This window comes from Flavobacterium buctense (assembly GCF_014486695.1).
GTDB lineage: Bacteria > Bacteroidota > Bacteroidia > Flavobacteriales > Flavobacteriaceae > Flavobacterium > Flavobacterium buctense.
This window is the reverse complement of record NZ_JACTAB010000001.1, coordinates 805,773-830,774: the sequence shown is the minus strand read 5'-3', so window position 1 is coordinate 830,774 and position 25,002 is coordinate 805,773. Positions and strand designations below refer to the sequence as shown.

Annotated in this window: 23 protein-coding genes; 18 read left to right on the top strand and 5 right to left on the bottom strand. The window is 35.8% G+C overall.

What is annotated here, in order from left to right:
• Both ICG50_RS03660 and ICG50_RS03655 read right to left on the bottom strand, forming a co-directional pair.
• Window positions 1-2,484 (bottom strand): DUF5686 and carboxypeptidase-like regulatory domain-containing protein, encoded by a 2,484-nt coding sequence (locus ICG50_RS03660; protein WP_187659540.1) that lies wholly within the window; start codon window positions 2,482-2,484, stop codon window positions 1-3.
• 132 nt (window positions 2,485-2,616) lie between these two features.
• Window positions 2,617-3,594 carry a pyruvate dehydrogenase complex E1 component subunit beta gene (locus tag ICG50_RS03655; RefSeq protein ID WP_187659539.1) on the bottom strand — a complete coding sequence of 326 codons (978 nt, stop codon included), beginning with the start codon at window positions 3,592-3,594 and terminating at the stop codon, window positions 2,617-2,619.
• A gap of 232 nt (window positions 3,595-3,826) precedes the next feature.
• Here ICG50_RS03655 and ICG50_RS03650 point away from each other — a divergent pair, with 232 nt between their 5' ends.
• From ICG50_RS03650 to ICG50_RS03630, 5 genes are all read left to right on the top strand, one after another.
• Window positions 3,827-4,573, top strand: coding sequence for an electron transfer flavoprotein subunit beta/FixA family protein (locus ICG50_RS03650; RefSeq protein WP_187659538.1), 747 nt, complete (start codon window positions 3,827-3,829; stop codon window positions 4,571-4,573).
• Window positions 4,574-4,650: 77 nt separating this feature from the next.
• The gene (locus ICG50_RS03645; RefSeq protein WP_187659537.1) at window positions 4,651-5,619 is read left to right on the top strand and encodes an electron transfer flavoprotein subunit alpha/FixB family protein; all 969 of its coding nucleotides are present in this window, start codon (window positions 4,651-4,653) and stop codon (window positions 5,617-5,619) included.
• Window positions 5,620-5,880: 261 nt separating this feature from the next.
• Window positions 5,881-6,507, top strand: a complete 627-nt coding sequence (locus tag ICG50_RS03640; RefSeq protein WP_187659536.1) for a bifunctional nuclease family protein — start codon at window positions 5,881-5,883, stop codon at window positions 6,505-6,507.
• Window positions 6,508-6,591: 84 nt separating this feature from the next.
• A complete protein-coding gene (locus ICG50_RS03635; protein WP_187659535.1) occupies window positions 6,592-7,416 on the top strand; it encodes a thymidylate synthase in 825 nt (274 codons plus the stop codon).
• An 11-nt stretch (window positions 7,417-7,427) separates the two neighbouring features.
• The gene (locus ICG50_RS03630) at window positions 7,428-8,366 is read left to right on the top strand and encodes an energy transducer TonB (protein WP_187659534.1); all 939 of its coding nucleotides are present in this window, start codon (window positions 7,428-7,430) and stop codon (window positions 8,364-8,366) included.
• A gap of 70 nt (window positions 8,367-8,436) precedes the next feature.
• On the opposite strand, the gene ICG50_RS03625 is transcribed toward ICG50_RS03630, so the two are convergent.
• Window positions 8,437-8,733, bottom strand: a complete 297-nt coding sequence (locus tag ICG50_RS03625) for an isoamylase early set domain-containing protein (RefSeq protein ID WP_187659533.1) — start codon at window positions 8,731-8,733, stop codon at window positions 8,437-8,439.
• Between the two features lie 238 nt (window positions 8,734-8,971).
• On the opposite strand from ICG50_RS03625, the gene ICG50_RS03620 reads away from it, so the two are divergent.
• From ICG50_RS03620 to porT, 4 genes are all read left to right on the top strand, one after another.
• Window positions 8,972-9,307 carry a 2TM domain-containing protein gene (locus tag ICG50_RS03620; RefSeq protein WP_187659532.1) on the top strand — a complete coding sequence of 112 codons (336 nt, stop codon included), beginning with the start codon at window positions 8,972-8,974 and terminating at the stop codon, window positions 9,305-9,307.
• Window positions 9,307-9,792 carry a dihydrofolate reductase gene (locus ICG50_RS03615; protein WP_187659531.1) on the top strand — a complete coding sequence of 162 codons (486 nt, stop codon included), beginning with the start codon at window positions 9,307-9,309 and terminating at the stop codon, window positions 9,790-9,792. The genes ICG50_RS03620 and ICG50_RS03615 overlap by 1 nt, the downstream gene beginning before the upstream one ends.
• 79 nt (window positions 9,793-9,871) lie before the next feature.
• Window positions 9,872-10,603, top strand: coding sequence for a bifunctional demethylmenaquinone methyltransferase/2-methoxy-6-polyprenyl-1,4-benzoquinol methylase UbiE (gene ubiE, locus ICG50_RS03610; protein ID WP_187659530.1), 732 nt, complete (start codon window positions 9,872-9,874; stop codon window positions 10,601-10,603).
• Window positions 10,604-10,627: 24 nt separating this feature from the next.
• Window positions 10,628-11,329: a type IX secretion/gliding motility protein PorT/SprT gene (gene porT / locus ICG50_RS03605; protein WP_187659529.1), complete on the top strand. Its 702-nt coding sequence runs from the start codon at window positions 10,628-10,630 to the stop codon at window positions 11,327-11,329.
• Here porT and ICG50_RS03600 read toward each other — a convergent pair.
• The gene (locus ICG50_RS03600) at window positions 11,326-12,054 is read right to left on the bottom strand and encodes a TrmH family RNA methyltransferase (RefSeq protein WP_187659528.1); all 729 of its coding nucleotides are present in this window, start codon (window positions 12,052-12,054) and stop codon (window positions 11,326-11,328) included. The genes porT and ICG50_RS03600 overlap by 4 nt on opposite strands.
• A 37-nt stretch (window positions 12,055-12,091) precedes the next feature.
• Between ICG50_RS03600 and tamL the strand changes: the two genes are divergently transcribed.
• The 4 genes from tamL to ICG50_RS03580 all read left to right on the top strand — a co-directional run bounded on the left by tamL (window position 12,092) and on the right by ICG50_RS03580 (window position 17,538).
• Window positions 12,092-14,638: a translocation and assembly module lipoprotein TamL gene (tamL, locus tag ICG50_RS03595; protein ID WP_187659527.1), complete on the top strand. Its 2,547-nt coding sequence runs from the start codon at window positions 12,092-12,094 to the stop codon at window positions 14,636-14,638.
• A 62-nt stretch (window positions 14,639-14,700) separates the two neighbouring features.
• Window positions 14,701-15,768, top strand: a complete 1,068-nt coding sequence (fbaA, locus tag ICG50_RS03590; RefSeq protein WP_187659526.1) for a class II fructose-bisphosphate aldolase — start codon at window positions 14,701-14,703, stop codon at window positions 15,766-15,768.
• Window positions 15,769-15,843: 75 nt separating this feature from the next.
• Window positions 15,844-16,698, top strand: a complete 855-nt coding sequence (gene accD, locus ICG50_RS03585) for an acetyl-CoA carboxylase, carboxyltransferase subunit beta (protein WP_187659525.1) — start codon at window positions 15,844-15,846, stop codon at window positions 16,696-16,698.
• A 51-nt stretch (window positions 16,699-16,749) separates the two neighbouring features.
• On the top strand, window positions 16,750-17,538 hold the full coding sequence (locus ICG50_RS03580) for a bestrophin-like domain (protein ID WP_187659524.1): 789 nt from the start codon (window positions 16,750-16,752) through the stop codon (window positions 17,536-17,538).
• A gap of 71 nt (window positions 17,539-17,609) precedes the next feature.
• On the opposite strand, the gene ICG50_RS03575 is transcribed toward ICG50_RS03580, so the two are convergent.
• Window positions 17,610-18,866: an ABC transporter permease gene (locus ICG50_RS03575; RefSeq protein ID WP_187659523.1), complete on the bottom strand. Its 1,257-nt coding sequence runs from the start codon at window positions 18,864-18,866 to the stop codon at window positions 17,610-17,612.
• A gap of 186 nt (window positions 18,867-19,052) precedes the next feature.
• On the opposite strand from ICG50_RS03575, the gene purH reads away from it, so the two are divergent.
• The 5 genes from purH to mrdA all read left to right on the top strand — a co-directional run bounded on the left by purH (window position 19,053) and on the right by mrdA (window position 24,995).
• Complete coding sequence (gene purH, locus ICG50_RS03570) at window positions 19,053-20,579, top strand: bifunctional phosphoribosylaminoimidazolecarboxamide formyltransferase/IMP cyclohydrolase (protein WP_187659522.1); 1,527 nt, start codon at window positions 19,053-19,055, stop codon at window positions 20,577-20,579.
• Between the two features lie 56 nt (window positions 20,580-20,635).
• Complete coding sequence (locus ICG50_RS03565) at window positions 20,636-21,664, top strand: rod shape-determining protein (RefSeq protein WP_121312631.1); 1,029 nt, start codon at window positions 20,636-20,638, stop codon at window positions 21,662-21,664.
• A gap of 76 nt (window positions 21,665-21,740) precedes the next feature.
• Window positions 21,741-22,568, top strand: a complete 828-nt coding sequence (mreC, locus tag ICG50_RS03560) for a rod shape-determining protein MreC (RefSeq protein ID WP_187659521.1) — start codon at window positions 21,741-21,743, stop codon at window positions 22,566-22,568.
• A complete protein-coding gene (locus ICG50_RS03555; RefSeq protein WP_187659520.1) occupies window positions 22,561-23,067 on the top strand; it encodes a rod shape-determining protein MreD in 507 nt (168 codons plus the stop codon). Before mreC ends, ICG50_RS03555 begins: the two co-directional genes overlap by 8 nt.
• Window positions 23,064-24,995, top strand: coding sequence for a penicillin-binding protein 2 (mrdA, locus tag ICG50_RS03550; protein WP_187659519.1), 1,932 nt, complete (start codon window positions 23,064-23,066; stop codon window positions 24,993-24,995). Before ICG50_RS03555 ends, mrdA begins: the two co-directional genes overlap by 4 nt.
• Window positions 24,996-25,002 lie beyond the last annotated feature (7 nt).

The following is a 25,002-nucleotide window of genomic DNA, read 5'->3' as shown; positions in this document are numbered from 1 at the left end:
TTAGAAATAGAATCCGAACGAACCTTTGATGGTAAAATTATCGGTATCCGGTAAGTTTCTGTAGTTGCCTCTCCATGCAAAATCCAAACGGAATACTTTGAAAATATTACCAATACCGGCGCTGTATTCCCAATACGGTTTTTCAGGCGCTTTGTATAGTAATCCGGAAGCATTTATGGCACGATTTTCATCGGAAATGGTTCCGTAAACACCTCTGACACCCACAATTTCGCGCAGATTTAATTTTCGCAATCCCGGAATTCGAGCAAATATTTTCCCGTTGAAATTGTGCTCCCATTGAAGAGTAGCATATTCATCGGCTACAAATTCGTAGAAATTCAAATTGCTGAAGGTATTTTGTATGATAAAATAAGTTTGATTCCCCGGAACCACACTCATTAAACCTAGCGGAATTTGACCAAAGGTTTTCCCTAATTCCATTGTGAAATTAGAACGGCCTAATGGCCCTATAACAATGGGTTGTTTGTAGTACAATTGGATTTTCTGATAGTCAAAGTCGCTACTGATTAATCCTTTGAAACCTTGACTATAGTTGATAAAGAAACGGCTGTACGGACTGTCAACTTCTCTTCTTTCTACTCCGTAACCAATGGTTTTTCGCTTCGGCGTATATTCCACCTGTAAGTTCAACTCTGATTGTTTTACTTCACTGGCTGTGGTAGTAAAAGTATCATCGGTATAGTAATTCAAACTAAAAGTATCCGAAGCTGATTCTAACGTTCGATAGGTAAATCCGAGTTGGAAGGTTAAGTTTTTCACCGGTTCGATTTCTGCGGCAAGCGAAGTCAAATTGATATTAGTCAACTTCCCATTAGCGCCAGTCGTAAACAATCCGGACGAAGCATAACTTCTACCTAAAACATCATTGGTTGTGGTCAAACTCGCACCTATTTGCTCCACATCACGCCTATTTCCTCCCGAAAGAATAATTCGGTTTTTTTTGTCAATCATCCATTTTCCTGACGCACCATATTTGAATTTATTGTCTTCAAATCCGTAAGCAGTGTAGCCTTGCAAACGCCAAGTATCATTCGGCCCGAAATAAGTTCTTCCGCCGGCTCTCAAACGCCAACCTTCCACTTCATTGAATCCAACGGTGGAAAAAATCGGTCCATAATCCAAATGCCATTTCGGAATTTCGATATAACCACTTCCTAAAATGGAAACCAAACTGTAAAGTCGTTTAAATTTCTTAACCGTTTTGAGCGTATCAATCATTTCATAGATTTTCTGCTCATCTTTATTGAGTTTTTCAAAACGATTTTCTTCCCAATATTCATCGGTTTTGGCGTAGACTTCATTATCGATAAAATTGACTTCCTCTTTGTAGAACTTCTCCGGTTTCTTTTCGTCAAATTTAAAATTGCGGTACAAAGTGGTTCTTTTGCCATAAACACCTTTGGATTCTTCTTTTTTGCGCAAAGCGAAATCGGACATCATATAATCACGGGTTGGCAAGAAAACAGAATCGTTCAACACTTCAAATTCTTGTTCGATATAAATGTCTTTTACCCAGTTGATGTTGGCACTTTTCGTCACCGCCATATTGATGGTTTTGATGGCAAAAGTGGAATCGTTTACCCAAAAATCTCCTTTAAAAGTCAACTCGTTTTTACGTCTCGGATAAAACACGATATTGTAACACCACTTGTTGTCGATGAACGCGGTATCGGTTAAAACATAATTATAAACGTCAATTCCGGTGCGCGATAACGGACTCACGAAACTCTTGTCAAAGAAGTTTAAATAGTTGTCATAAATGTCAAAATCGTTGTACAAATCTTTGATAAACATATTCACGCCATCGCCATTTCCTAAACCTGAATTTTTATTTGCTTTGAGGATTTCTTTGGTTTTTTTGGCTTCATTATCACCATAAAAATCAGAGAGTGATTCGTTGATAAAAATAGGCAAATAGGTTTTTCCGGTAACGCTGGAAGTATCGATGTTTTTGAAGACAAACTCCATGCCTTTAAAAATTTTGCTTTTCATAAAAGCGCTGTCGATAGTGTTCATATCAAACTCTACTTTCTCATACTTTTCGTATTGGTATTGCTTGAACATTTTTAGCCCGTTCTTTCTTCTGCGTTCCCAAATTTTCCTTAAAATATCAAGCGCTGGATTATTTTTCTTAGACGTTTTACCGGCAAATATTTTGACTTCTTTTAAAGCGTTTCCTTCGGTCAACACAATTTTAAAATCGTAATTAACCAATTTCGGTAACTTGACTTCTTTATCGGGAAACCCTACAAAGGAAACAATCAAAGCGGTATAAGTCTCGGGAGATTCAATGTAAAATCTTCCGTCTTCATTGGAAACTACCCCAACTTGAGAGCCTTTAAAAACAATATTAGCATAAGGGATAGGTTCATTGGAATTATCGACAACAATTCCGCTGACTTTAGTTTGGGCCGAAAGACTGTAAGTTAAAAGAAAAATAAATAGTGCAAATATCTTTTTCATGGGCAAAAAAAAACTCCATCTTATTTAGTAGGATGAAGTTTCAAATATAAGTATTTAGATTATTAGATTTCTGGATTATTAGATTTTTGGATTGAATTTTCTAACAATCTAAACATCTAACGATCTAACAATCTATTTATAAGTTACTTTTTTGACAGCTTTAACCACATCTTCGGCATTTGGCAACCATTCTTTTAATAAGGTTGGTGAATAAGGCGCTGGCGTGTCTGCCGTTGTGATTCTTTGAATTGGGGCATCTAAATAATCGAACGCTCTTTCCTGAACCATATAAGTTATTTCAGAAGCCACACTGGCAAATGGCCAAGCTTCTTCTAAAACAACCAATCGGTTTGTTTTTTTAACCGAATTGATAATCGCATCATAATCCATTGGACGAACCGTTCTCAAGTCGATGATTTCACAAGAAATACCTTCTTTCGCTAATTCGTCTGCTGCAATAAATGCTTCTTTGATGATTTTTCCAAAAGAAACGATGGTTACATCAGTTCCTTCTCTTTTAATATCGGCTACTCCTAATGGAATCGTGTATTCTTCTTCCGGCACTTCGCCTTTGTCACCGTACATTTGCTCTGATTCCATGAAAATCACCGGATCATTATCGCGAATGGCGGCTTTCAACAAACCTTTGGCATCATAAACTGTTGATGGTACTACAACTTTCAAACCCGGTGTATTGGCAAACCAGTTTTCAAAAGCTTGAGAGTGTGTTGCTCCTAATTGTCCGGCTGAAGCCGTTGGACCGCGGAAAACCATCGGCATTGGGAATTGTCCGGCCGACATTTGACGCATTTTAGCAGCGTTGTTGATGATTTGATCAATACCAACCAATGAGAAGTTGAATGTCATGTATTCTACAATCGGACGACAACCGTTCATTGCTGAACCAACGGCAATTCCGGCAAAACCTAGCTCTGCAATTGGTGTATCAATTACTCTTTTGGGTCCAAATTCGTCCAACATTCCTTTAGAGGCTTTATAAGCACCGTTGTATTCGGCTACTTCTTCTCCCATTAAATAGACTGATTCATCGCGACGCATTTCTTCACTCATCGCTTCGGCAATCGCTTCTCTAAATTGTATCGTTCTCATATATGATTGTGTTACTGTCCATAATTTTGAAAGGCAAAAATAAAAATTAAAAATGATTAAAAAACATTTCTTGCCCTTAATTAATAGCCTATTAACAAGTCTTCGAAGCAAGCTTGTTTTTCATCTCTTACGAAATCGATTGAAAATTGAAAAATTTATATGCATGCATATAAAAATTAGAAATATATTTTATACTTTTACGCTCAGAAAAAATCACTAAATAAATATTGCAATGAAAATATTAGTTTGCATCAGTCATGTGCCTGATACTACTTCAAAAATCAACTTCGTGAACGGTGATTCTGAATTTGACACCAATGGGGTGCAATTCGTAATCAACCCTAATGACGAGTTCGGGTTAACCAGAGCGATTTGGTTCCAAGAACAACAAGGCGCGAATGTAACTGTCGTAAATGTTGGCGGTGCCGATACTGAACCAACCTTAAGAAAAGCATTAGCGATAGGTGCTAATGAAGCGATTCGTGTAAACGCTACGCCTACTGACGGGTTTTTTGTGGCGAAACAATTAGCAGAAGTAGTAAAAAATGGCGCTTACGATTTAGTAATCTGCGGAAAAGAATCTTTGGATTACAACGGCGGAATGGTTCCGGGAATGTTAGCCGGATTATTGAATTACAACTTTGTAAATTCTTGTACCGAATTGACTATCGACGGAAACTCAGCCAAAGCAGCCCGTGAAATTGACGGTGGAAAAGAAACGATTGCCGCTTCTTTACCTTTAGTTATTGGAGGCCAAAAAGGATTAGTAGAAGAAAAAGACCTGCGCATTCCAAACATGCGTGGTATCATGACCGCCAGAACCAAAGTATTAACGGTGTTGGAACCTGTTGGAGCCAATATAAATACAAAAGCCGTAAAATTTGAAAAACCGGCGCCAAAATCTGCGGTAAAATTATTCTCTGCTGATGATTTGGACGGATTGGTAAATGCCTTACACAACGAAGCAAAAGTAATTTAATTTTAAATTTTGAATTTTAAATGATGAATTAAAAGTCATTTAAAATTTATAATTCAACATTCAAAATAATAAAAATTATGTCATTATTAATATACGCAGAATCGGCCGACGGAAAATTCAAAAAAGTAGCTTTTGAATTGGCGTCATATGCGAAAAATGTAGCCGAATCACTGGGAACAACCGTAACCGCTGTAACAGTTAACGCCGGTAATGTATCCGATTTATCAAAATACGGTGTAGACAAAGTATTAAAAGTATCTAACGACAAATTAGCCAACTTTAATGCAAAAGCCTATGCTGACGTAGTGAAACAAGCCGCGCAAAAAGAAGGTGCGAAAGTCATTTTGCTTTCTTCTACTACCGACAGTTTATACATGGCGCCATTGGTAGCCGTTGGTTTAGACGCCGGATTTGCTTCGAATGTAGTGGGATTGCCATTGAGCACTACACCTTTCCAAGTAAAAAGAAATGCGTTTTCAAACAAAGCGTTTAACATCACTGAAATCTCAACAGAAGTTAAAGTATTAAGCTTAGCCAAAAACTCTTATGGTTTAGTAGAAAGCGCTGCTTCAGCTACCGAAGAAGATTTCGCCCCCAACTTAAACGACGCCGATTTTAATGTAAAAGTAGAATCAGTAGAAAAATCTTCAGGCAAAGTAACCATTGCCGATGCCGATGTTGTAGTATCCGGCGGACGTGGTTTAAAAGGTCCGGAAAATTGGGGATTAATTGAAGATTTAGCTTCAGTTCTTGGTGCTGCAACTGCATGCTCGAAACCTGTTTCTGATTTAGGTTGGAGACCTCACAGCGAACACGTAGGCCAAACCGGAAAACCGGTAGCGACCAATTTATACATAGCCGTGGGCATTTCCGGAGCCATTCAACACATTGCCGGAATCAACTCTTCTAAAGTAAAAGTAGTAATCAACAGTGATGCCGAAGCACCTTTCTTCAAAGTAGCAGATTACGGAATCGTTGGTGATGCCTTTGACATTTTACCCCGTTTGACACAAAAACTAAAAGAGTTTAAAGCGCAAAACGCATAAACCGTTATTAATTCATTCCAAGAGTCGTTGAAAACTTTATTTTTTAGCGACTCTTTTTTTGTGCTTTCCATTTTTAGAAGCGAAAAGTTTTTGTTACTTTGCAGTCCATATTCCTGCCATACACTGCAAGTCCCGATGAATCGGGAGCTTTACGTTACTGTCAGGGCTAAGAGGGGAATTGTATTGAACTTTTGGAAACTTTTTCGACTATTTATTTCAATTCTGAAATCTAAAATCTAATATCAGAAATCTAAAATCTAAATGAGTTTAGTAAAACTAACCATAAAAGGAATTTCTTATAGCCAAACGCAAAACGGTGCTTATGCCCTGATTTTAAATGAAGTAGACGGCGAAAGAAAATTACCTATTGTCATTGGCGCTTTCGAAGCACAATCCATAGCTATTGCTTTGGAAAAAGAAATCAAACCGCCACGACCTTTAACCCACGATTTATTCAAAAGTTTCGCCGATAGATTCGATATCGTAGTTAAACAAGTCATCATCCACAAATTAGTTGACGGTGTTTTTTACTCGAGTATCATTTGCGAACGCGACAAAATAGAGGAAATTATCGATGCCCGAACTTCAGACGCTATTGCTTTGGCACTTCGATTCAACGCACCAATTTTTACCTATAAAAACATCTTAGACAAAGCCGGAATTTACCTCAACACCAATCCAACCGACCTCGAAAATCAAAACATCGAAGATGAAGGCGTATTATCTACACCGGAAACTTTCGGATTGGACAGCGAAGGTAAAGCAGGCGATATTTATGTTAGCATGAGTCTTTCCGAACTGCACGAATCATTGGAAAAAGCCGTTCAGGACGAAGATTACGAAAAGGCAGCGAAGATTAGAGACGAAATTTCGAAAAGAGAAAGCTAAAAATTATTTTAAATTTTGAATGATAAATTTTAAATGGATTGCTAATAATTTATAATTCAGAATTTATAATTTATACTAAAACCCATGAAGCAGTACCATGATTTAGTGCGACACGTTTTGGAAAACGGTTGCCAAAAAGGAGACAGAACCGGAACGGGAACCAAAAGTGTTTTTGGCTACCAAATGCGCTTTGATTTAAATGAAGGTTTCCCCATGGTGACGACCAAAAAACTGCATTTAAAATCGATTGTTTATGAATTGCTTTGGTTCTTAAAAGGCGATACTAATATTGCTTACCTCAAAGAAAACGGCGTAAAAATTTGGGACGAATGGGCCGATGAAAATGGCGATTTAGGTCCGGTTTACGGTCACCAATGGCGCAATTGGAACAGCGAAGAAATCGATCAAATCACGGAGTTAATCGAAACCTTAAAGAAAAACCCAAACAGCCGCCGTATGTTGGTTTCCGCTTGGAATCCTTCAGTATTGCCGGATACTTCTAAATCATTTGCCGAAAATGTGGCCAATGGCAAAGCGGCTTTACCGCCATGTCACGCATTCTTTCAGTTTTATGTAGCCGATGGAAAATTGTCCTGTCAGTTGTACCAAAGAAGTGCTGATATTTTCTTAGGCGTTCCTTTTAACATTGCTTCTTATGCTTTGTTTACCATGATGATTGCTCAGGTTTGTGAGTTACAAGTTGGAGAATTTATTCACACTTTTGGCGATGCACACATTTATAATAACCATTTCGAACAAGTAGAATTACAATTGTCGCGCGAACCAAGACCATTACCAAAAATGATTTTAAATCCGGAAGTGAAAAATATTTTCGATTTTACTTTTGAAGATTTTACGTTAGTAGATTATGATCCGCATCCGCATATAAAGGGTATAGTTGCGGTTTAATGTTATTGTCTATGAAAAAGTTATACTTCCTGTTTATATTATTTTCAAATCTTTTTTATGCCCAAAATTCTGAAGACAGAAGAGTTTATTTAGATTCCTTATTTAAAGAAACCGAAAACTCGGATAGCCCTTATTACAGAATTATTGAAGACGAAAATACCAACAAAGAAGAATATAAATTTAAAACTTTTTACAAATCCGGAAAAGTTTATATAGAGGGAAACACACGTTCCAATAAATCCATCCTCCAAAACGGATTTATTACTACCTATTTTGAAAATGGAAATAGAAAAGAAGAGTATTATTCCGATAAAGGTTCTATAGCAGGAAATCAAACGGCTTGGTATGAAAATGGGAATAAAAAATACGTTAAAGATTATTTTAAAGAAAAAAACGAGTTAATCTCAACGGTTAGAATTCTCCAATTTTGGGACATTAATAATGTTCAAAAGGTTATCGATGGCAATGGTTATTTTGAAGGTGAAGAAAACCATTGTTATGAAAAAGGAAAACTTCAAAACGGATTAAGAATCGGCAAATGGGAAGGCGTTGATAAAAGATTTAAAATCAAGTTTGAAGAGGATTACGAAAACGGGAAACTAATCAAAGGCGTTTCTATGGACAGCGTGTCAAATGAACAAAGCTACACCTCGGTTAGGGAAAGTGCAAAACCTCGAAAAGGATACGAACACTTCTATAAATACATTGGCAAAAAGTTCAGATTTACAAAAAAAACAGAGAGACAAAGTGGGAAAATAGTATTGTCTTTTATTGTTGAAAAAAACGGAACTATCAGTGACATAAAAGTGCTTAAAAGTGCCGGAGAAGAGCTTGATAACGAAGCCATTCGTTTGATTGAATCTTATCCGGATTGGGAACCCGGAAAATACAGAGGTCGAATCGTCCGTGTACATTACACGATACCCATTACTATAACCGCAGAACAATAAATCGGGTTATCCTATAAAAAAATCCGTCTCGAAATCGAGACGGATTTTTTCTTCTAACCAAAACTAAAACCTATAGTGCTAACACACTATTTTCTGCGCCGGCAAATTCGTTATATGCATAACTGTCTGCCTCAGGATCGTTTACATAAGAACCATCCACTAAATATTTAAACTCAAATGAGTTGTCTTTTGGTAAATCAAAAGTTGCTTTGAATGTTCCGTTTTTCAATTTAGATAATTCGCCTTCAGCCGGATTCCAATTGTTGAAATCTCCTATTACTGCTGCAGTATTTGCTTCTTTTGCTTCGATTGAAAAGGTAACTTTAACAACCGGTTTTGTTTTTATAACTTGTTTTTTGATAGCCATAACTAATTCATTTATAGATTACTGAGGCAAAGTAAAGTGATTTTTTTATATCTTTTACACGCTCAATTATTTTTATGACATTGCTAAAAACATAGCCAAATAAAAAGAAGATTTACAATTTAAAAGCATTAAAATTTTACATCTGTAATTAAGAAATCGGTTTCGTAATACATTATTACAAAAAGGGATTGTACTATTTTAAAAATAAATTTTACCTTTAATGCACAAATTTCGTCTTATGGAGAGCAACCAACACGAATTATACGAATACGCCAGGAACAGAATCAACCAAAAAAAGCGTTTGTTTCAGCACTTTATTGTGCTTTGCATTGGCAGCATGTTTTTATTTACTGCGAATCATTTATTAAACTATCACGACGAAACCAATTGGTGGATATGGATAGTAGTGATTTGGTGTTGTCTGTTCGTTTTTCATGTTATCAAAGTACTTTTCACTGATAGTTTTATGAATAAAAACTGGGAAAGAGCCCAAATAGACAAGTTGATGCTCAAACAATCCAAAAAAATTGAACAACTCAAAAACGACTTGGAAAATTCAAACCCTACAAAATAATGATAACACTTATAGCCGCTGTGTCGGAAAACAATGCATTGGGCAAAGACAACCAACTGCTTTGGCATTTACCAGATGATTTTAAAAGATTCAAAACACTGACTTCCGGTCATTATATTATTATGGGTAGAAAAACATTTGAAAGTTTTCCAAAACCTTTGCCCAATAGAACCCATATAATCATCTCTCGTCAAAAAGACTACAAACCTGAAGGCTGTATAGTAGTTGATTCTTTAGAGAAAGCCATTGAAGTTTGCCCTAAAGAAGAAGACATTTTTGTCATTGGCGGCGGTCAAATCTACAAACAATCAATCGCCATTGCAGATAAAGTTGACATCACACGGGTACATCATTCTTTTGAAGCCGATACTTATTTTCCTGAGATTGATTTAAAAGAATGGCAATTGGTTTTTGAAGAATTCCATCCTAAAGACGACCGACACGAATTCGATTTTACTTTTCAAACCTTTGTTCGAAAACAATAATTAGTTCCACAATTCTTAAAGAAAACGATATGCTTTATCGCAATTAAAATATTGGCTTATATTTGTCAAAAATTCGAGAATGTCAAAGCAAATAACACCTTATAAAGAATCAACATTAGGTAAAAAAGAACAAGTCACCCAAATGTTTGACACCATTTCCGGAGAATATGATGGGTTGAACAGAGTTATTTCAATGGGAATTGATGTCAAATGGCGTAAGAAAGTAATCGAATTGGTTAAAGCTAAAAACCCCGAAAATGCCCTTGACATTGCCACCGGAACAGGAGATTTAGCGATCATGATGGCCGAATCAACTGCTGCTAAAAAAATTATTGGTTTGGATTTATCTGTTGGCATGCTTGAAGTAGGTAAGAAAAAAATTCTCGATAAAAATCTGGCAGACAAAATAGAAATGGTCGTTGGCGACAGTGAAAACATTCCTTATCCTGATAATTATTTTGACGCGATTACAGTTTCTTTTGGCATCAGAAATTTTGAAACGTTGGAAAAAGGTTTGGCCGAAATTTATAGAGTTTTAAAACCAAATGGAATTTTTGTGATTTTAGAGACTTCGGTTCCTACGAAATTTCCTTTCAAGCAAGGTTATGGTTTTTACACTAAATTCATTCTGCCATTAATAGGGAAATTGTTTTCTAAAGACAACAAGGCGTATGGCTATCTGTCTGAATCTGCGGCAAATTTTCCTTTTGGCGAAGCCTTAAACAATATTTTGCGAAAAATTTCGTTTAAAGAATGTAATGCCATGCCACAAACTTTTGGAGTAGCCACCATTTACACCGCCACAAAATAATAAAAATGAATTTTCAGCCTTAGCATGAAAAAAATAATTGTCCTTTTTATACTCTTTTCCCTAAATGCTCAAGCACAATTTGGGACAAGTATCTTTTCGAAAGACCCTATTATCAATTTGGAAAACTTTGACAAACAAAGAGTCTATTGGGGTTATTTTTTAGGTTTTAGCACCTTTGATTTCAAAACCGATTATAAAGTACCGGGACAAGACATTGATGTAAAAGGGAATAGCGGCTTTAATGTAGGTTTGGTTGGTGTGTTACGATTACACGAATATTTAGAATTGCGTTTCGAACCGGGGTTGTATTATGCTAGCAGAACACTAACTTATTCCGGATTTACCCAAGAAAGAGATGCACTAAGAGAAGTAAAAGCAACGTACATCGATTTTCCGCTGATGCTTAAATTTATGTCTTTACGAACCGGAAACGTCAGACCTTATTTGCTTGGAGGCGTTGGAAGTACGTTGAACTTATCGAGTAATTCTAAATCAAAAGATGACAACTCGGAACAAAAGTTTAGAGTAAAACCTTGGACTCAAAATTATACCTTTGGTTTTGGCATTGATTTGTATTTTGAATATTTCAAATTTTCTCCTTCTATTCGAGGTGTTTTTGGGTTTAACGATGAGTTAATTCGTGATGATGACCCAAACAGTCCATGGACAGGCAATATTGAATCGTTGAAAACCCGTGCGGTTTTAATTAACTTTACTTTTCATTAAGCGTTTCTCCTAAATTCGCTTAAAAATATAGCCGTAGCTGTAGCTACATTCAAACTTTCTGTTTTTTGAATATCTCCAAATCTCGGAATGGCAATTCTGTTTTCAATGCTTTTTTCTAAAGTTGCTGAAATACCATTGGCTTCATTACCAAATACTAAAATACCTTGTGCCGGCAGCCTTTCTTTATAGATATTCTTTCCATCCATAAAAGTGCCGAAAACCGGTAGTGAAGTAGTAGAAATAAATGCATTTAAATCTACATAATTAATATTTACCCTAGTAATAGAACCCATCGTGGCTTGAATCACTTTTGGGTTATACACATCAACCGTTTCATTAGAACAAAGCAATTGCTTTATCCCAAACCAATCGCAAAGACGGATAATCGTTCCTAAATTTCCGGGATCTCTAATATCATCTAAAGCTACAATTAATCCTTTCTCTTCTACCTTAACTTCTTTTGGAATTTTAAAAATTGCCAAACAAGAACTTGGTGAAGTCAAGGCCGAAATTCTTTTCATTTCTCCTTCATTTATGAGTGTTTTATGCGAAAGTGCAATCTTTTCAAAAACAGCTTCGGTAACAAATAAATGTTCGAGCACAATATTTGATAGTAACAATTCCTGTATTACTTTTACGCCTTCGGCTATAAACAATTGATGCTCGTTTCGGTATTTTTTATGTTGAAGACTGGTAATTAATTTTATTTGGTTTTTACTAACCATAAAATACTGTATTTTTGAATTAAATATTTCACACCACTTGAAAAAGAGTATCACAAAAATATCACTATTTATTCTAACCGGACTAATTATCTTTGGTTGTAACTCTACAAAAAGGGTTCCTGATGGAAAAAGACTACTGACCAAAAATGACATTTATATTGATGACAAAAAAGACAATGGTGAAGAAATCACGAATCAGCTCTATCAAAAACAGAACAGCTCACTATTAGGCTATCGTCTGCGTTTGAATCTTTATAATTTGGCAAAACCAAAATCAGATTCGTTGTTCAGAGACAAAATGATTAAAAACCCTAAGCGTTATTACCGAAAAGCCAAATGGCTTTCAAAAAAACAAGTCAAACGATTAGGAGAATCTTTCTTGTATTCAGGTCTTGATAATTTTTTGAGAAAAACCGGAGAAGCACCTGTGATATTGGACACGTCTAGTACAAAAAAATCAATTCGCCGATTGAAGTCCTATTATTATAATCGAGGTTATTTTGACGTAACAGCTCAATATAAAATAGACAGCCTTGACCCTAAAAAAGTCAAACTAAAATACAATATCAATACTGGCAAACCTTACATTTTGGATAGCATTACCGCTAATATTTCAAGTAAGCCTTTAGACTCTATGTTCGAATTGAGAAAAAGAAATTCATACATAAAGTCAGGTCAGCGTTACGAAACAAGCAATTTTAACGAAGAAAAAAAACGCATTACCGAGGACTTTAGAAACAATGGTGCTTTTCGGTTCCAACAGAATTATGTTAACTTTGATATTGATACCATAGGCAGAAAATACAACCCTAATGTGACTTTAATAATCGAGGATGAAAGCATTCGGTTTGAAGACAGCATCCAAACCAAACCTTTCGAATTGTATAAAATCAGTAAAGTAAATATTTTTACTGACCACAGTCCAACCAACCCTAACGCTGCCATTCAAGACAGTATCACTTATAACGACATCACTTTGTACAGTGTCAACAAATTAAAATACCGTCCCAAAGCACTTACTGACGGAATTTTTGTAACCAAAGGCAATTATTTTTCAGATTTCAGAACTTCAGTGACGTCAAGATATTTGAGTAACCTGAAAGTTTTCAACTATCCGTTAATCCAATACGTGGAAGACAAAAACGAGAAAAACAGTTTGATTGCCAATGTTTATTTAACTCCAAGAAAAAAATACACTTTCGGGTTTTCTACTGACTTTACCCACTCCAACATTCAGGATTTTGGTATATCAGGAAATACTTTTTTGGCTATTCGAAATGTTTTTAACGGTGCTGAAACTTTTGAATTAGGTTTCAGAGGTAATATTGGGTCATCAAAAGATTTAGCCAACCCAAATAACACTTTCTTTAATATTTCTGAAATTGGAGTGGATGCTAAATTGAATTTTCCTCGCATCTTTTTTCCATTCAAAACAGATAAAATTATTCCAAAAACTATGATTCCCTACACCACTATGAGTGTGGGTTATTCAAAACAGACAAATATTGGATTGGACAAGCAAAACTTTACGAGCTCACTCAGCTATAATTGGACGCCCAAAAGAAATATGACTTTTAAAGTTGATTTATTCAACATCCAATTTGTAAAAAATTTAAATCCTTCAAATTACTTTAATATTTACAAATCATCTTACAATACTATTAATGAAATTGCACAAAGTTATCCTACTGTAAATTCAGACTATTTTAATGACAATGATGATTTGATTATTGAAGACGGTGTACTTGGGTTTGTTACTGATGTTGCCAATCAAGAAGTGCCGATCACTATAACCGATGCCAAATCACTTTTAAGCATCATGGAAAGAAGGAAAAGACTAATTGAAAACAACTTGATTTTTGCTTCTAATATTACCTTTACCAAAACCTCCAAAAAGGATTTGTTTGACAATGAATTTTATGCCATTAAAGCTAAAGTTGAATCCGCTGGAAATATACTCGCCTTAATTGCTAAAGCTTCTGAACAATTACAAAATCAAAATGGCGCCAACACTTTTTTAGATGTAGAATTTTCACAATACATCAAAACTGAATTTGAATACATTAAACATTGGGATTTAAGTCGTAAAAAAATATTGGCTTTCAGAGCTTTTGGCGGTATTGCCATTCCTTATGGAAACTCAAACAGTATTCCTTTCTCTCGAAGTTATTTTGCCGGTGGTACCAACGATATCAGAGCTTGGCAATCGTATAGTTTGGGACCTGGAGCAAGCGGAAGTTTTTTGGATTTTAATGAAGCCAACATGAAACTGACTTTCAGTAGCGAATTCAGGTTTAACATTTTCCAACAATTAAATGGAGCGCTTTTTGCCGATGTGGGAAATATTTGGAACGTGTTAGACAACACTACCAATAAACCATCTGTTTTCAGCGGTATAAAATCACTTGAAAATATTGCGGTCGGCACCGGATTCGGTTTCCGTTACGACTTTAATTTTTTTATTATTCGATTGGATCTAGGGTTTAAAACCTATAACCCGGCATTAGAAGAAAATGAAAGATGGTTGAGAGAATTACGTTTTAACAAATCCGTTCTAAATATTGGAATAAATTATCCTTTCTAAAATTAGAAATTATTATTTTTGTAACCCGAACAATCGGGATTAACTTAAAAACGACACAAAAAATGGCGCACAATATCAAACCAGGAGTTGCTACCGGAGATGAAGTACAAGCAATTTTTAATTATGCTAAAGAAAAGGGATTTGCTCTTCCTGCAGTAAACGTAATCGGTTCGAGCACTATAAATGGTGTATTGGAAACGGCTGCTAAATTAAATGCACCGGTTATCATCCAATTTTCAAATGGTGGCGCTCAGTTTAATGCCGGAAAAGGATTGTCAAATGCAGGTGAAAAAGCAGCCATTGCCGGTGGAATTGCCGGAGCCAAACACATTCATACTTTAGCAGAAACTTATGGCGCAACTGTTATTTTGCATACTGACCATTGTGCTAAAAAATTATTACCTTGGATTGATGGTTTATTAGATGCTTCTGAAAAACATTTCGCTGAAACCGGAAAACCCTTATTCTCCTCACACATGATTGATTTATCGGAAGAGCCGATTGAAGAAAACATCGAGATTTGTAAAGAATACTTAGCTCGTATGAGCAAAATGGGCATGACTTTGGAAATCGAGTTAGGAATTACAGGCGGTGAAGAAGATGGCGTTGACAATTCAGATGTAGATAGTTCTAAATTATACACACAACCGGAAGAAGTAGCTTATGCCTATGAAGAGTTGATGAAAATCTCTCCAAAATTTACCATAGCAGCAGCTTTTGGGAACGTACACGGGGTTTACAAACCGGGTAACGTAAAATTAACTCCGAAAATATTGAAAAACTCTCAAGATTATGTTCAAAATAAATTCAATACCGGACCAAATCCGGTTGACTTTGTTTTCCATGGTGGTTCTGGCTCTACTTTGGAAGAAATCAGAGAAGCGATTTCTTATGGAGTAATCAAAATGAACATCGATACCGACTTACAATTTGCTTTCACGGAAGGCATCAGAGATTATATGGTCTCAAAAATTGATTATTTAAGAACCCAAATCGGAAGTCCGGAAGGCGCTGATTCCCCTAACAAAAAACACTACGATCCAAGAAAATGGATTCGTGAAGGGGAAGTGACTTTCAACACCCGATTAGAGCAAGCGTTTGCCGACTTAAATAACGTAAATACATTATAAATTTCAAATTACGAATTACGAATTATTGGGTCAACTTATACTTCGTAATTCATAATACATAATTCACAATTAATTATGGCTTGGTTTAAAAGAACAGAAAAAGGAATACAAACCGCTACAGAAGACAAAAAAGACGTTCCCAAAGGACTTTGGTATAAATCGCCTACCGGAAAAATTATTGACCAAGATGAATTGGCTAGAAATTTATGGGTTAGTCCGGAAGATGATTTTCACGTAAGAATTGGTAGCAAAGAGTACTTTGAAATCTTGTTTGACAACAACGAATTCAAAGAATTAGATGCCAAAATGACCTCTAAAGATCCTTTGAACTTTGTAGATACTAAAAAATATTCTGACCGTTTAAAAGACGCTATCGACAAAACAGGATTGAAAGATGCTGTTCGAACAGGTGTTGGAAAATCAAAAGGAAAAGACTTGGTGGTTTGCTGTATGGACTTTGCTTTTATTGGTGGTTCAATGGGCGCTGTTGTAGGTGAAAAAATTGCACGTGGTATCGATTATTCCATCAAAAACAAAATCCCTTTTGTAATGATTTCAAAATCGGGTGGTGCACGTATGATGGAAGCGGCTTATTCTTTGATGCAATTAGCAAAAACTTCCGCAAAATTAGCCCAATTAGCCGAAGCCAAAATTCCTTACATTTCATTATGCACCGACCCAACCACAGGAGGAACTACGGCATCTTATGCCATGTTAGGAGACATTAACATCTCTGAACCGGGTGCATTAATAGGCTTTGCCGGACCAAGAGTTGTTCGAGATACGACAGGAAAAGATTTACCGGAAGGTTTCCAAACGGCTGAATTCGTATTGGATCATGGTTTCCTTGATTTTATCGCTCCGCGAAAAGAATTGAAAGACAAAATTAACTTATATATCGATTTGATTCTGAATCAAGATATTAGATAAAAAAATCCCGAGTAATCCTCGGGATTTTTTATTTTTACCAAAACAACGCTTATGAATCAATCCTTTTTATACCAAACACCGGCATTACTTATCGTAATTGCATTGTTTATTCTAATGTTAGTCTTCAATAAGTTGGGACACTTGCTAAAACAATCTCATATTAAAAAAGACAAGTTTATTGCAAATGAAGGTTTAGGCCCAATTGAAGGTTCTCTACTCGGATTATTAGCCTTGCTTTTGTCTTTCACTTTCGGAATGTCAGCCTCAAGATACGATGAGCGAAGACAAGTAATGATTGAAGAAGCAAATGATATAGGAACAGCTGTATTGCGTTGTGACATGTATCCTGACAGCATTAAAAAACAATTGAGATTAAATTTTAAAGATTATGTTGAAGCTCGAATCGAATATTACGATGCAGGAATTGATAACGGAAAAATAAGTGCTGCCAAAAATAAAACCGAACAAAAATCGGCTGCTATTTGGAACATCGTTATGACTGAATCCCAAAAACCGGAAAATGTTTTACGCTCGCAACAAATGATTCCTGCCTTAAACAGCATGATTGATATAGTAACAACCCGAGAAGAAACCAAAAACGCCACTGTTCCCGAATCCATTTTTTGGTTGCTGTTTATGCTTATTTTTTCTGCCAGTTTTATTATTGGTTATAGTACCAATGGAAAGAGAGTGAACCGAGTTCTTATTTATGGCTTTTCACTCATGACCGCTCTAACTGTTTTTTTGATTTTGGATTTAGACCGACCTAGACGTGGTTTAATCAATGTGGACAACACTCAACAAAAAATTGTAGAGTTAAGGAGTTTGTTTAAAGAATAATACTAAAATTAGCAAATAGAAATTTAGAGGAAAAACCATAGTAAAATAATAAAATGCTGCCTAAAGCTAAATTATTGTCCGCTTCTAATAGCTTCTACTGGATCTAATTTGGAAGCCGAAATCGCAGGCAAAATCCCGGAAATTAAACCAACAACAGCAGACAATCCTGTTCCGATAATAATATTATTTAAGCCCAAAACAAATTCGAATTCTAAAACATTAGTCATTAACATAGCCAACAACCATACAATAAACAATCCAATAATTCCGCCAATCAAACAAAGTATAATGGCTTCGAACAAGAATTGCAATAGGATAAACTTATTTTTGGCACCCAATGATTTTTGAATACCGATTAAACTGGTTCTTTCTTTTACCGAAACGAACATGATATTGGCAATTCCAAATCCACCCACCAAAAACGATAAAATACTGATTAGAATTCCACCAATCCTCACTTGACCGATGGCACTATCAATCAAATCAGTAAATCCGGAAAGTACACTGATAAAAAAGTTATCGATATCGCCTTGTTTAACGCCTCTAAAGGCTCTTAGTTTTTGAGTGATTTCCCCTTTAAGCGCCTCAATATCGATTCCCTTTTCGGGTTTGATTATAATTAATGCTGAAACTTTCGGATTGTTATCGCCATAAATTCTTCTTAAAAAATTAGAGGGTAAAAAAGCTGAAACATCATCACCTCCGCCCATACCCAGCATAGATTCGCCTTTCTTTTTGGTTATACCAATTATGTTAAATTCTTGTCCATACATGCGAATTGATTTTCCGATTGGATCAATATTTCCAAAAAGTGATTCGGCTATGTCGTGTCCTAAAACCACCACTTGTTTTCCCGAATTTGACTCTGACTCGTTAAAAAAACGTCCGGATGAAAATTCCATTCGTTGTATGTCTGTGAACTCAGCGGTAACCGGAACCATATTGACATTGTCTACAGTATTCGCTTCGTATTTTAGCGTTTGGTTTAAAGTAAAATACTGAAAACATACATCTTCCACATTATTCAGAGAATTTTTTAAATATTGGTACTCTTCATAATTTACTTTCGGAAATTGGTCTCGCTTCCATCTGGGAATATCACTTGGACCAAATGATCTGCTGGTCAAATAAATGGTGTTTTTATCTAGCGTACTTAAATCTGCTTTTATTTTTCGATCCAAAGAATCTACTGCTGCCAAAACCGCAATAATCGAAAATATACCAATTGTTACACCCAACAAAGAAAGCATGGTTCGCAATTTATTGTTGCGCAAAGCATTCATGGCAAAGGCAAAACTTTCTTTAAGCAGTCTTAGATAGAGTAACATTTATCGCTGATTTTAGTCATGGTAAATTTCAATAAAAATATTGAAAATCCCTACTGTTTTGTTTACAGACTTATTTGTGTCAAAAAACAAAATATTGTTACAACTCTTGCTTGAATTTTACCCTTAAAAAAACTACTTTTGTCCCCTTAAAACTCTGTATCAACAGACAACAACAACACACACAACATGAGCACACCAAAAACAATCCAATCAGCCTTGATTTCAGTTTTTTCAAAAGACGGTTTAGAGCCTATTGTTCGCAAACTACACGAACAAAATGTAACCCTTTATTCCACCGGCGGGACAGAAGAATTCATCAATAAATTAGGAATTCCTGTAGTTCCCGTAGAAGAAATCACTTCGTTCCCGGAAATTTTGGGCGGAAGAGTCAAAACTTTGCACCCAAAAATTTTTGGTGGAATTTTAAACCGTCAAGACAATTCTTCAGATGTGGAACAAATGAAAGAATTTGATATTCCTCAAATTGACTTAGTGATTGTTGATTTATACCCATTCGAAAAAACAGTGGCTTCCGGAGCAAGTGAAGCAGACATTATTGAAAAAATAGATATTGGTGGAATTTCATTGATACGCGCTGCTGCTAAAAACTTTAAAGACACCGTAATCGTAGCTTCGGTAAATGAATATTCCCTTTTGCTGGATTTGATTTCAACTCAAAATGGTGCTACAACATTGGAACAAAGAAAAGTGATGGCGGCCAAAGCATTCCATGTTTCTTCGAATTATGACAGTGCCATTTTTAATTATTTCAATACCGACGAAACCATTTTCAAAGTAAGCATTGATAACGGACAAGTGTTGCGTTACGGAGAAAATCCACACCAGAAAGGATTTTTCTTTGGCGAATTTGAAAAAATGTTCACCAAACTACACGGAAAAGAATTGTCATACAATAATTTATTAGACGTTGATGCAGCGGTAAACTTGATTTTAGAATTCAAAGAAAACGACCCAACTTTCGCCATATTAAAACACAACAACGCTTGCGGTTTAGCTACGAGAAGCAACATGAAAAACGCTTATTTAGCCGCTTTAGCGGGTGATCCAACATCAGCCTTTGGTGGTGTTTTGATTGCCAACGGAAATATTGATGAAGCTACGGCAAACGAAATCAACAGCTTGTTCTGTGAAGTAGTAATCGCTCCGAGCTATGATGACGAAGCAATTGCCATTTTATCCGAAAAGAAAAACAGAATTATTTTGGTGCAACACGATGTGGAATTGCCAAACCGTCAAGTGAGAACTTGTTTGAATGGTTTGTTAGTACAAGATAAAAACAACATCACGGACAATAAAACACACCTAACTTACGTTACTAATACAAAGCCCAGCGAACAAGAAATCGATGATTTATTATTTGCTTCAAAAATTTGTAAAAATACCAAATCAAATACGATTGTATTTGCAAAAAACAGTACATTAGTAGCATCGGGAACCGGACAAACTTCGCGAGTGGATGCTTTGAAACAAGCGATTGAAAAAGCGACTACTTTTGGGTTTGATTTGAATGGAGCAGTGATGGCGAGTGATGCCTTTTTCCCTTTTCCGGATTGTGTTGAAATCGCTCACAACGCAGGAATTACGGCAGTTATTCAGCCCGGCGGCTCTATAAAAGATGAATTGAGTATTAATTTTTGCAACGAAAATAAAGTTGCAATGGTATTTACAGGAACACGTCATTTCAAACATTAATTTGTTTAACTTTGTGCGTTAAAAATTATATAAACGTTTAAACCCTTAAAAGACTTATGGGATTTTTTGATTTCATGACCGAGGATATAGCCATTGACCTTGGTACAGCCAACACACTGATAATTCACAATGACAAAGTTGTAATTGATAGCCCTTCAATTGTAGCTCGTGACCGAATATCAGGCAAAATCATAGCGGTAGGAAAAGAAGCCAATATGATGCAGGGTAAAACCCATGAAAACATTAAGACCATACGTCCGTTGAAAGACGGGGTTATTGCCGATTTTGATGCGTCTGAGAAAATGATCAGTATGTTTATCAAAAGCATACCGGCTTTAAAGAAAAAAATGTTCACTCCGGCACTTCGCATGGTAGTTTGTATTCCATCGGGAATTACTGAAGTGGAAATGCGAGCGGTAAAAGAATCGTGTGAACGCGTAAATGGAAAAGAAGTCTACTTAATCCACGAACCAATGGCTGCGGCAATTGGTATTGGGATCGATATTATGCAACCAAAAGGAAACATGATTGTCGATATCGGAGGTGGAACAACAGAAATTGCGGTTATCGCTTTGGGTGGAATTGTTTGTGACAAATCGGTTAAAATTGCCGGTGACGTTTTCACGAATGATATCGTTTACTACATGAGAACGCAACACAATTTATTTGTTGGAGAAAGTACGGCTGAGAAAATCAAAATTACTATCGGAGCCGCTACAGATGATTTAGAAACACCACCGGATGACATGTCGGTACAAGGTCGAGATTTATTGACCGGAAAACCAAAACAAGTGGAAGTATCTTATAGAGAAATCGCCAAAGCTTTAGACAAATCTATCCAACGTATTGAAGATGCGATTATGGAAACCTTATCACAAACGCCACCGGAATTAGCGGCAGATATTTACAACACCGGAATTTACCTTGCCGGTGGAGGATCAATGTTAAGAGGTCTAGACAAACGTATTTCTCAAAAAACAGATTTACCGGTATATATTGCTGAAGATCCATTAAGAGCGGTAGTTCGCGGCACCGGAATGGCCCTTAAAAATATTCCGAAATTCCGAAGCATACTTATAAAATAGTGTTGGTTGTTAAAATACTGAACACTGACTCAAGCGAACTGACGAAGTAATACTGAACACTGAATACTAAAAAAAGATGCAGCAAATTTTTAATTTCATACTAAAAAACAGTAATCGCTTACTGTTTTTGCTGCTTTTGGTAATATCCTTTTCTTTGACAATTCAGTCGCATTCCTATCATAAAAGTAAGGTCATAAGTTCTGCCAATTTCTTCACTGGCGGCATCTATGAAAAGGTCAATAATATCGATGAGTATTTTAATTTGAAATCACAAAACGATCAATTGGCACAAGAAAATGCACGTTTAAAATCGCTTTTATTCAATCAAAAAGATACCACCAAATTACCGCAAATTGATTCGATAAAAGGCATCAAAAAAATTGACATCATAGTATCTAAAGTTATTCGCAATTCCTATAGTGTTCACGAAAACTACTTGACCATTAATAATGGTTCCGTTTCAGGCATTAAACCAAACATGGGTGTCATTAATAGCTCCGGTATTATTGGAATTGTAGACAATACCTCAAAAAACTACTCCACTATTATTAGTATTTTGAATGTCAAATCTCAAATCAATGCTAAAATCAAAAAGTCCAATCACTTTGGCTCTTTAGTTTGGAACGGAAAAAGCACCGGATTTGTTCAGTTAATTGACGTACCAAGATTGGCTGGTGTTCGTAAAGGCGACACGATTGTAACTGGCGAACAGTCGGTTATTTTCCCTCCAAACATAGGCATCGGAACTATCGAAAACGTATACATTGACGACAAAACGAATTATTATACACTGAACATTAAATTGTTTAATGACATGACCAATTTAGGTCACGTCTACATCATTAAAAACAAAGATGCCGCAGAAATTACAAACTTAGAAAACCAAAACAAGAAAGATGAATAGTGCTTTATTAGGAAATATCGCCCGTTTCATCTTGTTGCTTGCTGCACAAGTTTTGATTTTTAACAGAATTGATTTGTTCGGATTTATCAATCCGTTTCCCTATGTCTTATTTATCATTCTTTTCCCGGTAAACGGAAATAAAACCGGTCTTTTGATGGCCAGTTTCTTTATAGGAATTTTGATGGATATGTTTTGTAATTCGGGTGGCGTTCACGCTGCCGCCTGTATCATGCTGGCTTATTTCAGACCGGCGATATTTAAATTTTCTTTCGGATTGAGTTATGAATACCAAACGGTAAAATTGAATGATGTTTTAACCCCTGAACGATTTTCATTTATACTAATTGCCGTTGTTTTACACCATATTGTTTTATTTGTACTCGAGGTATTTAAGTTGAGTTTCCTTTGGGACATTTTGTTGCGAACTCTTTTAAGTACCGTTTTTACGCTTATCACTTGTATTATTATCATCTACATCATTAAGCCAAGTAAACGATGAGAAAAGTTTTGTTGCCCACCATCATTTTTGTCGTTGCCATTTTACTTGTAATACGCCTTTTTTATCTGCAAGTAATTGATGATACTTTAAAGTTAAAGTCAGACAATAACGCCATTAAAAAATTATACGAATATCCTGAGAGAGGCTATATCTACGACAGAAACGGCAAACTTTTGGTAGCCAATCAACCCTCATATGACATCATGGTGATTCCAAAAGATGTCAAAGATATTGATACCACTGAATTTTGTTCTTTACTTAATATTACCAAAGAAGATTTCATTAAAAAAATTGAAAAAGCTAGGGTATACAGTCCACGTCTTCCTTCAGTATTTTTGGCACAATTAAACAAAAAAGAATATGCTGCCTTTCAGGAAATGCAAAGAATATTTAATGGATTTTACATCCAAAAACGTTCTTTAAGAGATTATCAAGTAGCTTTTGGAGCTAATGTTTTTGGTTTTATTACCCAAGTAAACGAAGGTATTATTGCCAAAAACAAATACTATAATAGTGGTGATTTAATAGGAAGACAAGGTGTTGAAGAAAGTTATGAAGATATTTTACGCGGTATTAAAGGTATAAAGTACATTCAAAAAGACAAATACAATCGTGATATTGGTTCTTATAAGGAAGGTAGATTTGATACTATTGCTGTACAAGGAAAAGACATTAATTTGACACTCGATGCAGAATTGCAAAAATATGGCGAAGAATTAATGATTAACAAACGTGGCGGTATTGTTGCCATTGAACCAAGCACAGGTGAAATCTTGGCTTTAGTTACAGCGCCATCTTATGATCCAGCCATTTTGGTGGGAAGACAGCGCTCTAAAAATTATACCATGTTGTATCATGATTCTATTGCAAAACCATTATATGACCGTGGACTTTTAGCAGAATATACCCCGGGCTCGCCATTTAAAATTCTAACCGGTTTAGTTGCCTTACAAGAAGGAGTAATTGACGAAAATACCAGTTTTGTTTGTCATCATGGCTTCAGTTATGCTCCAGGGCGATTCATGAGATGCCACGATTCCGGCGTATCTGTATTACATAACGGAATCTATAATTCGTGTAACACCTACTTTGCTAGTATTTACATGAAAACCATTAATAAATTTTCAAGCCCACCTGTTGGCGTTGATGCTTGGAGCAAACATTTAAGAAGTTTTGGATTAGGACAATTCATGGGATATGACTTACCAACCGGTAAAAAAGGCAGCCTTCCAACTTCTAAAACCTATAAAAAAATGTATCCTGGCTGGGGTTGGTCAAGTAAAACTATTGTTTCTAATGCTATTGGTCAAGGAGAAGTATTGATGACACCCATCCAATTGGCCAATATGATTGCTACTGTAGCCAATAGAGGTTTTTATTATACTCCTCATATCATCAAAAAGATTAAAGGTGGTCAAATTGATAAAAAATTTACCACAAAGCATCTAACCACCATTGACCGAAAATATTATGAGCCCATGATTAATGGTTTATTCGATGTTTATAACCTTGGTACTGCTCACGGATTGAATGTAGAAGGAATTGACATTTGCGGAAAAACTGGAACTGCAGAAAATTATACCAAAATAAATGGCAAAAGAGTCAAACTTCAAGACCATTCTATTTTTGTTGCTTTTGCTCCGAAAGACAATCCAAAGATTGCTATTGCGGTCTTTGTAGAAAATGGGTATTGGGGTTCCCGTTGGGCTGGACCAATTACGAGTTTAATGATTGAAAAGTACATCAAAAGAAAAATTACCAGAAAAGATTTAGAAAAAAGAATGTTAGAAGGAAGTCTTCAAGCCGAATACAACAAGTATATTGCTAATCCGATTCTGGATACTTTAATAAACAAAAGCATTAAAACACCCGTTAAGAAGACTGTCAAAGATTCCAACGAAATTAAAAAGAGTACGCCTCAACAATAATTTCAAC

Excerpts from the sequence above, each read along its gene's own strand:
- ICG50_RS03630 (WP_187659534.1), top strand. The coding sequence starts at position 7,428 with ATGAAAAAGTTATACTTCCTGTTTATATTATTTTCAAATCTTTTTTAT.
- ICG50_RS03625 (WP_187659533.1), bottom strand. The coding sequence starts at position 8,733 with ATGGCTATCAAAAAACAAGTTATAAAAACAAAACCGGTTGTTAAAGTT.
- accD (WP_187659525.1), top strand. The coding sequence starts at position 15,844 with ATGGCTTGGTTTAAAAGAACAGAAAAAGGAATACAAACCGCTACAGAA.
- ICG50_RS03635 (WP_187659535.1), top strand. The coding sequence starts at position 6,592 with ATGAAGCAGTACCATGATTTAGTGCGACACGTTTTGGAAAACGGTTGC.
- ICG50_RS03600 (WP_187659528.1), bottom strand. The coding sequence starts at position 12,054 with ATGGTTAGTAAAAACCAAATAAAATTAATTACCAGTCTTCAACATAAA.
- fbaA (WP_187659526.1), top strand. The coding sequence starts at position 14,701 with ATGGCGCACAATATCAAACCAGGAGTTGCTACCGGAGATGAAGTACAA.
- ICG50_RS03660 (WP_187659540.1), bottom strand. The coding sequence starts at position 2,484 with ATGAAAAAGATATTTGCACTATTTATTTTTCTTTTAACTTACAGTCTT.
- ICG50_RS03655 (WP_187659539.1), bottom strand. The coding sequence starts at position 3,594 with ATGAGAACGATACAATTTAGAGAAGCGATTGCCGAAGCGATGAGTGAA.
- ICG50_RS03620 (WP_187659532.1), top strand. The coding sequence starts at position 8,972 with ATGGAGAGCAACCAACACGAATTATACGAATACGCCAGGAACAGAATC.
- ICG50_RS03575 (WP_187659523.1), bottom strand. The coding sequence starts at position 18,866 with ATGTTACTCTATCTAAGACTGCTTAAAGAAAGTTTTGCCTTTGCCATG.
- mreC (WP_187659521.1), top strand. The coding sequence starts at position 21,741 with ATGCAGCAAATTTTTAATTTCATACTAAAAAACAGTAATCGCTTACTG.
- ICG50_RS03580 (WP_187659524.1), top strand. The coding sequence starts at position 16,750 with ATGAATCAATCCTTTTTATACCAAACACCGGCATTACTTATCGTAATT.
- mrdA (WP_187659519.1), top strand. The coding sequence starts at position 23,064 with ATGAGAAAAGTTTTGTTGCCCACCATCATTTTTGTCGTTGCCATTTTA.
- ubiE (WP_187659530.1), top strand. The coding sequence starts at position 9,872 with ATGTCAAAGCAAATAACACCTTATAAAGAATCAACATTAGGTAAAAAA.
- porT (WP_187659529.1), top strand. The coding sequence starts at position 10,628 with ATGAAAAAAATAATTGTCCTTTTTATACTCTTTTCCCTAAATGCTCAA.
- ICG50_RS03640 (WP_187659536.1), top strand. The coding sequence starts at position 5,881 with ATGAGTTTAGTAAAACTAACCATAAAAGGAATTTCTTATAGCCAAACG.
- ICG50_RS03645 (WP_187659537.1), top strand. The coding sequence starts at position 4,651 with ATGTCATTATTAATATACGCAGAATCGGCCGACGGAAAATTCAAAAAA.
- ICG50_RS03555 (WP_187659520.1), top strand. The coding sequence starts at position 22,561 with ATGAATAGTGCTTTATTAGGAAATATCGCCCGTTTCATCTTGTTGCTT.
- purH (WP_187659522.1), top strand. The coding sequence starts at position 19,053 with ATGAGCACACCAAAAACAATCCAATCAGCCTTGATTTCAGTTTTTTCA.
- ICG50_RS03650 (WP_187659538.1), top strand. The coding sequence starts at position 3,827 with ATGAAAATATTAGTTTGCATCAGTCATGTGCCTGATACTACTTCAAAA.
- ICG50_RS03615 (WP_187659531.1), top strand. The coding sequence starts at position 9,307 with ATGATAACACTTATAGCCGCTGTGTCGGAAAACAATGCATTGGGCAAA.
- ICG50_RS03565 (WP_121312631.1), top strand. The coding sequence starts at position 20,636 with ATGGGATTTTTTGATTTCATGACCGAGGATATAGCCATTGACCTTGGT.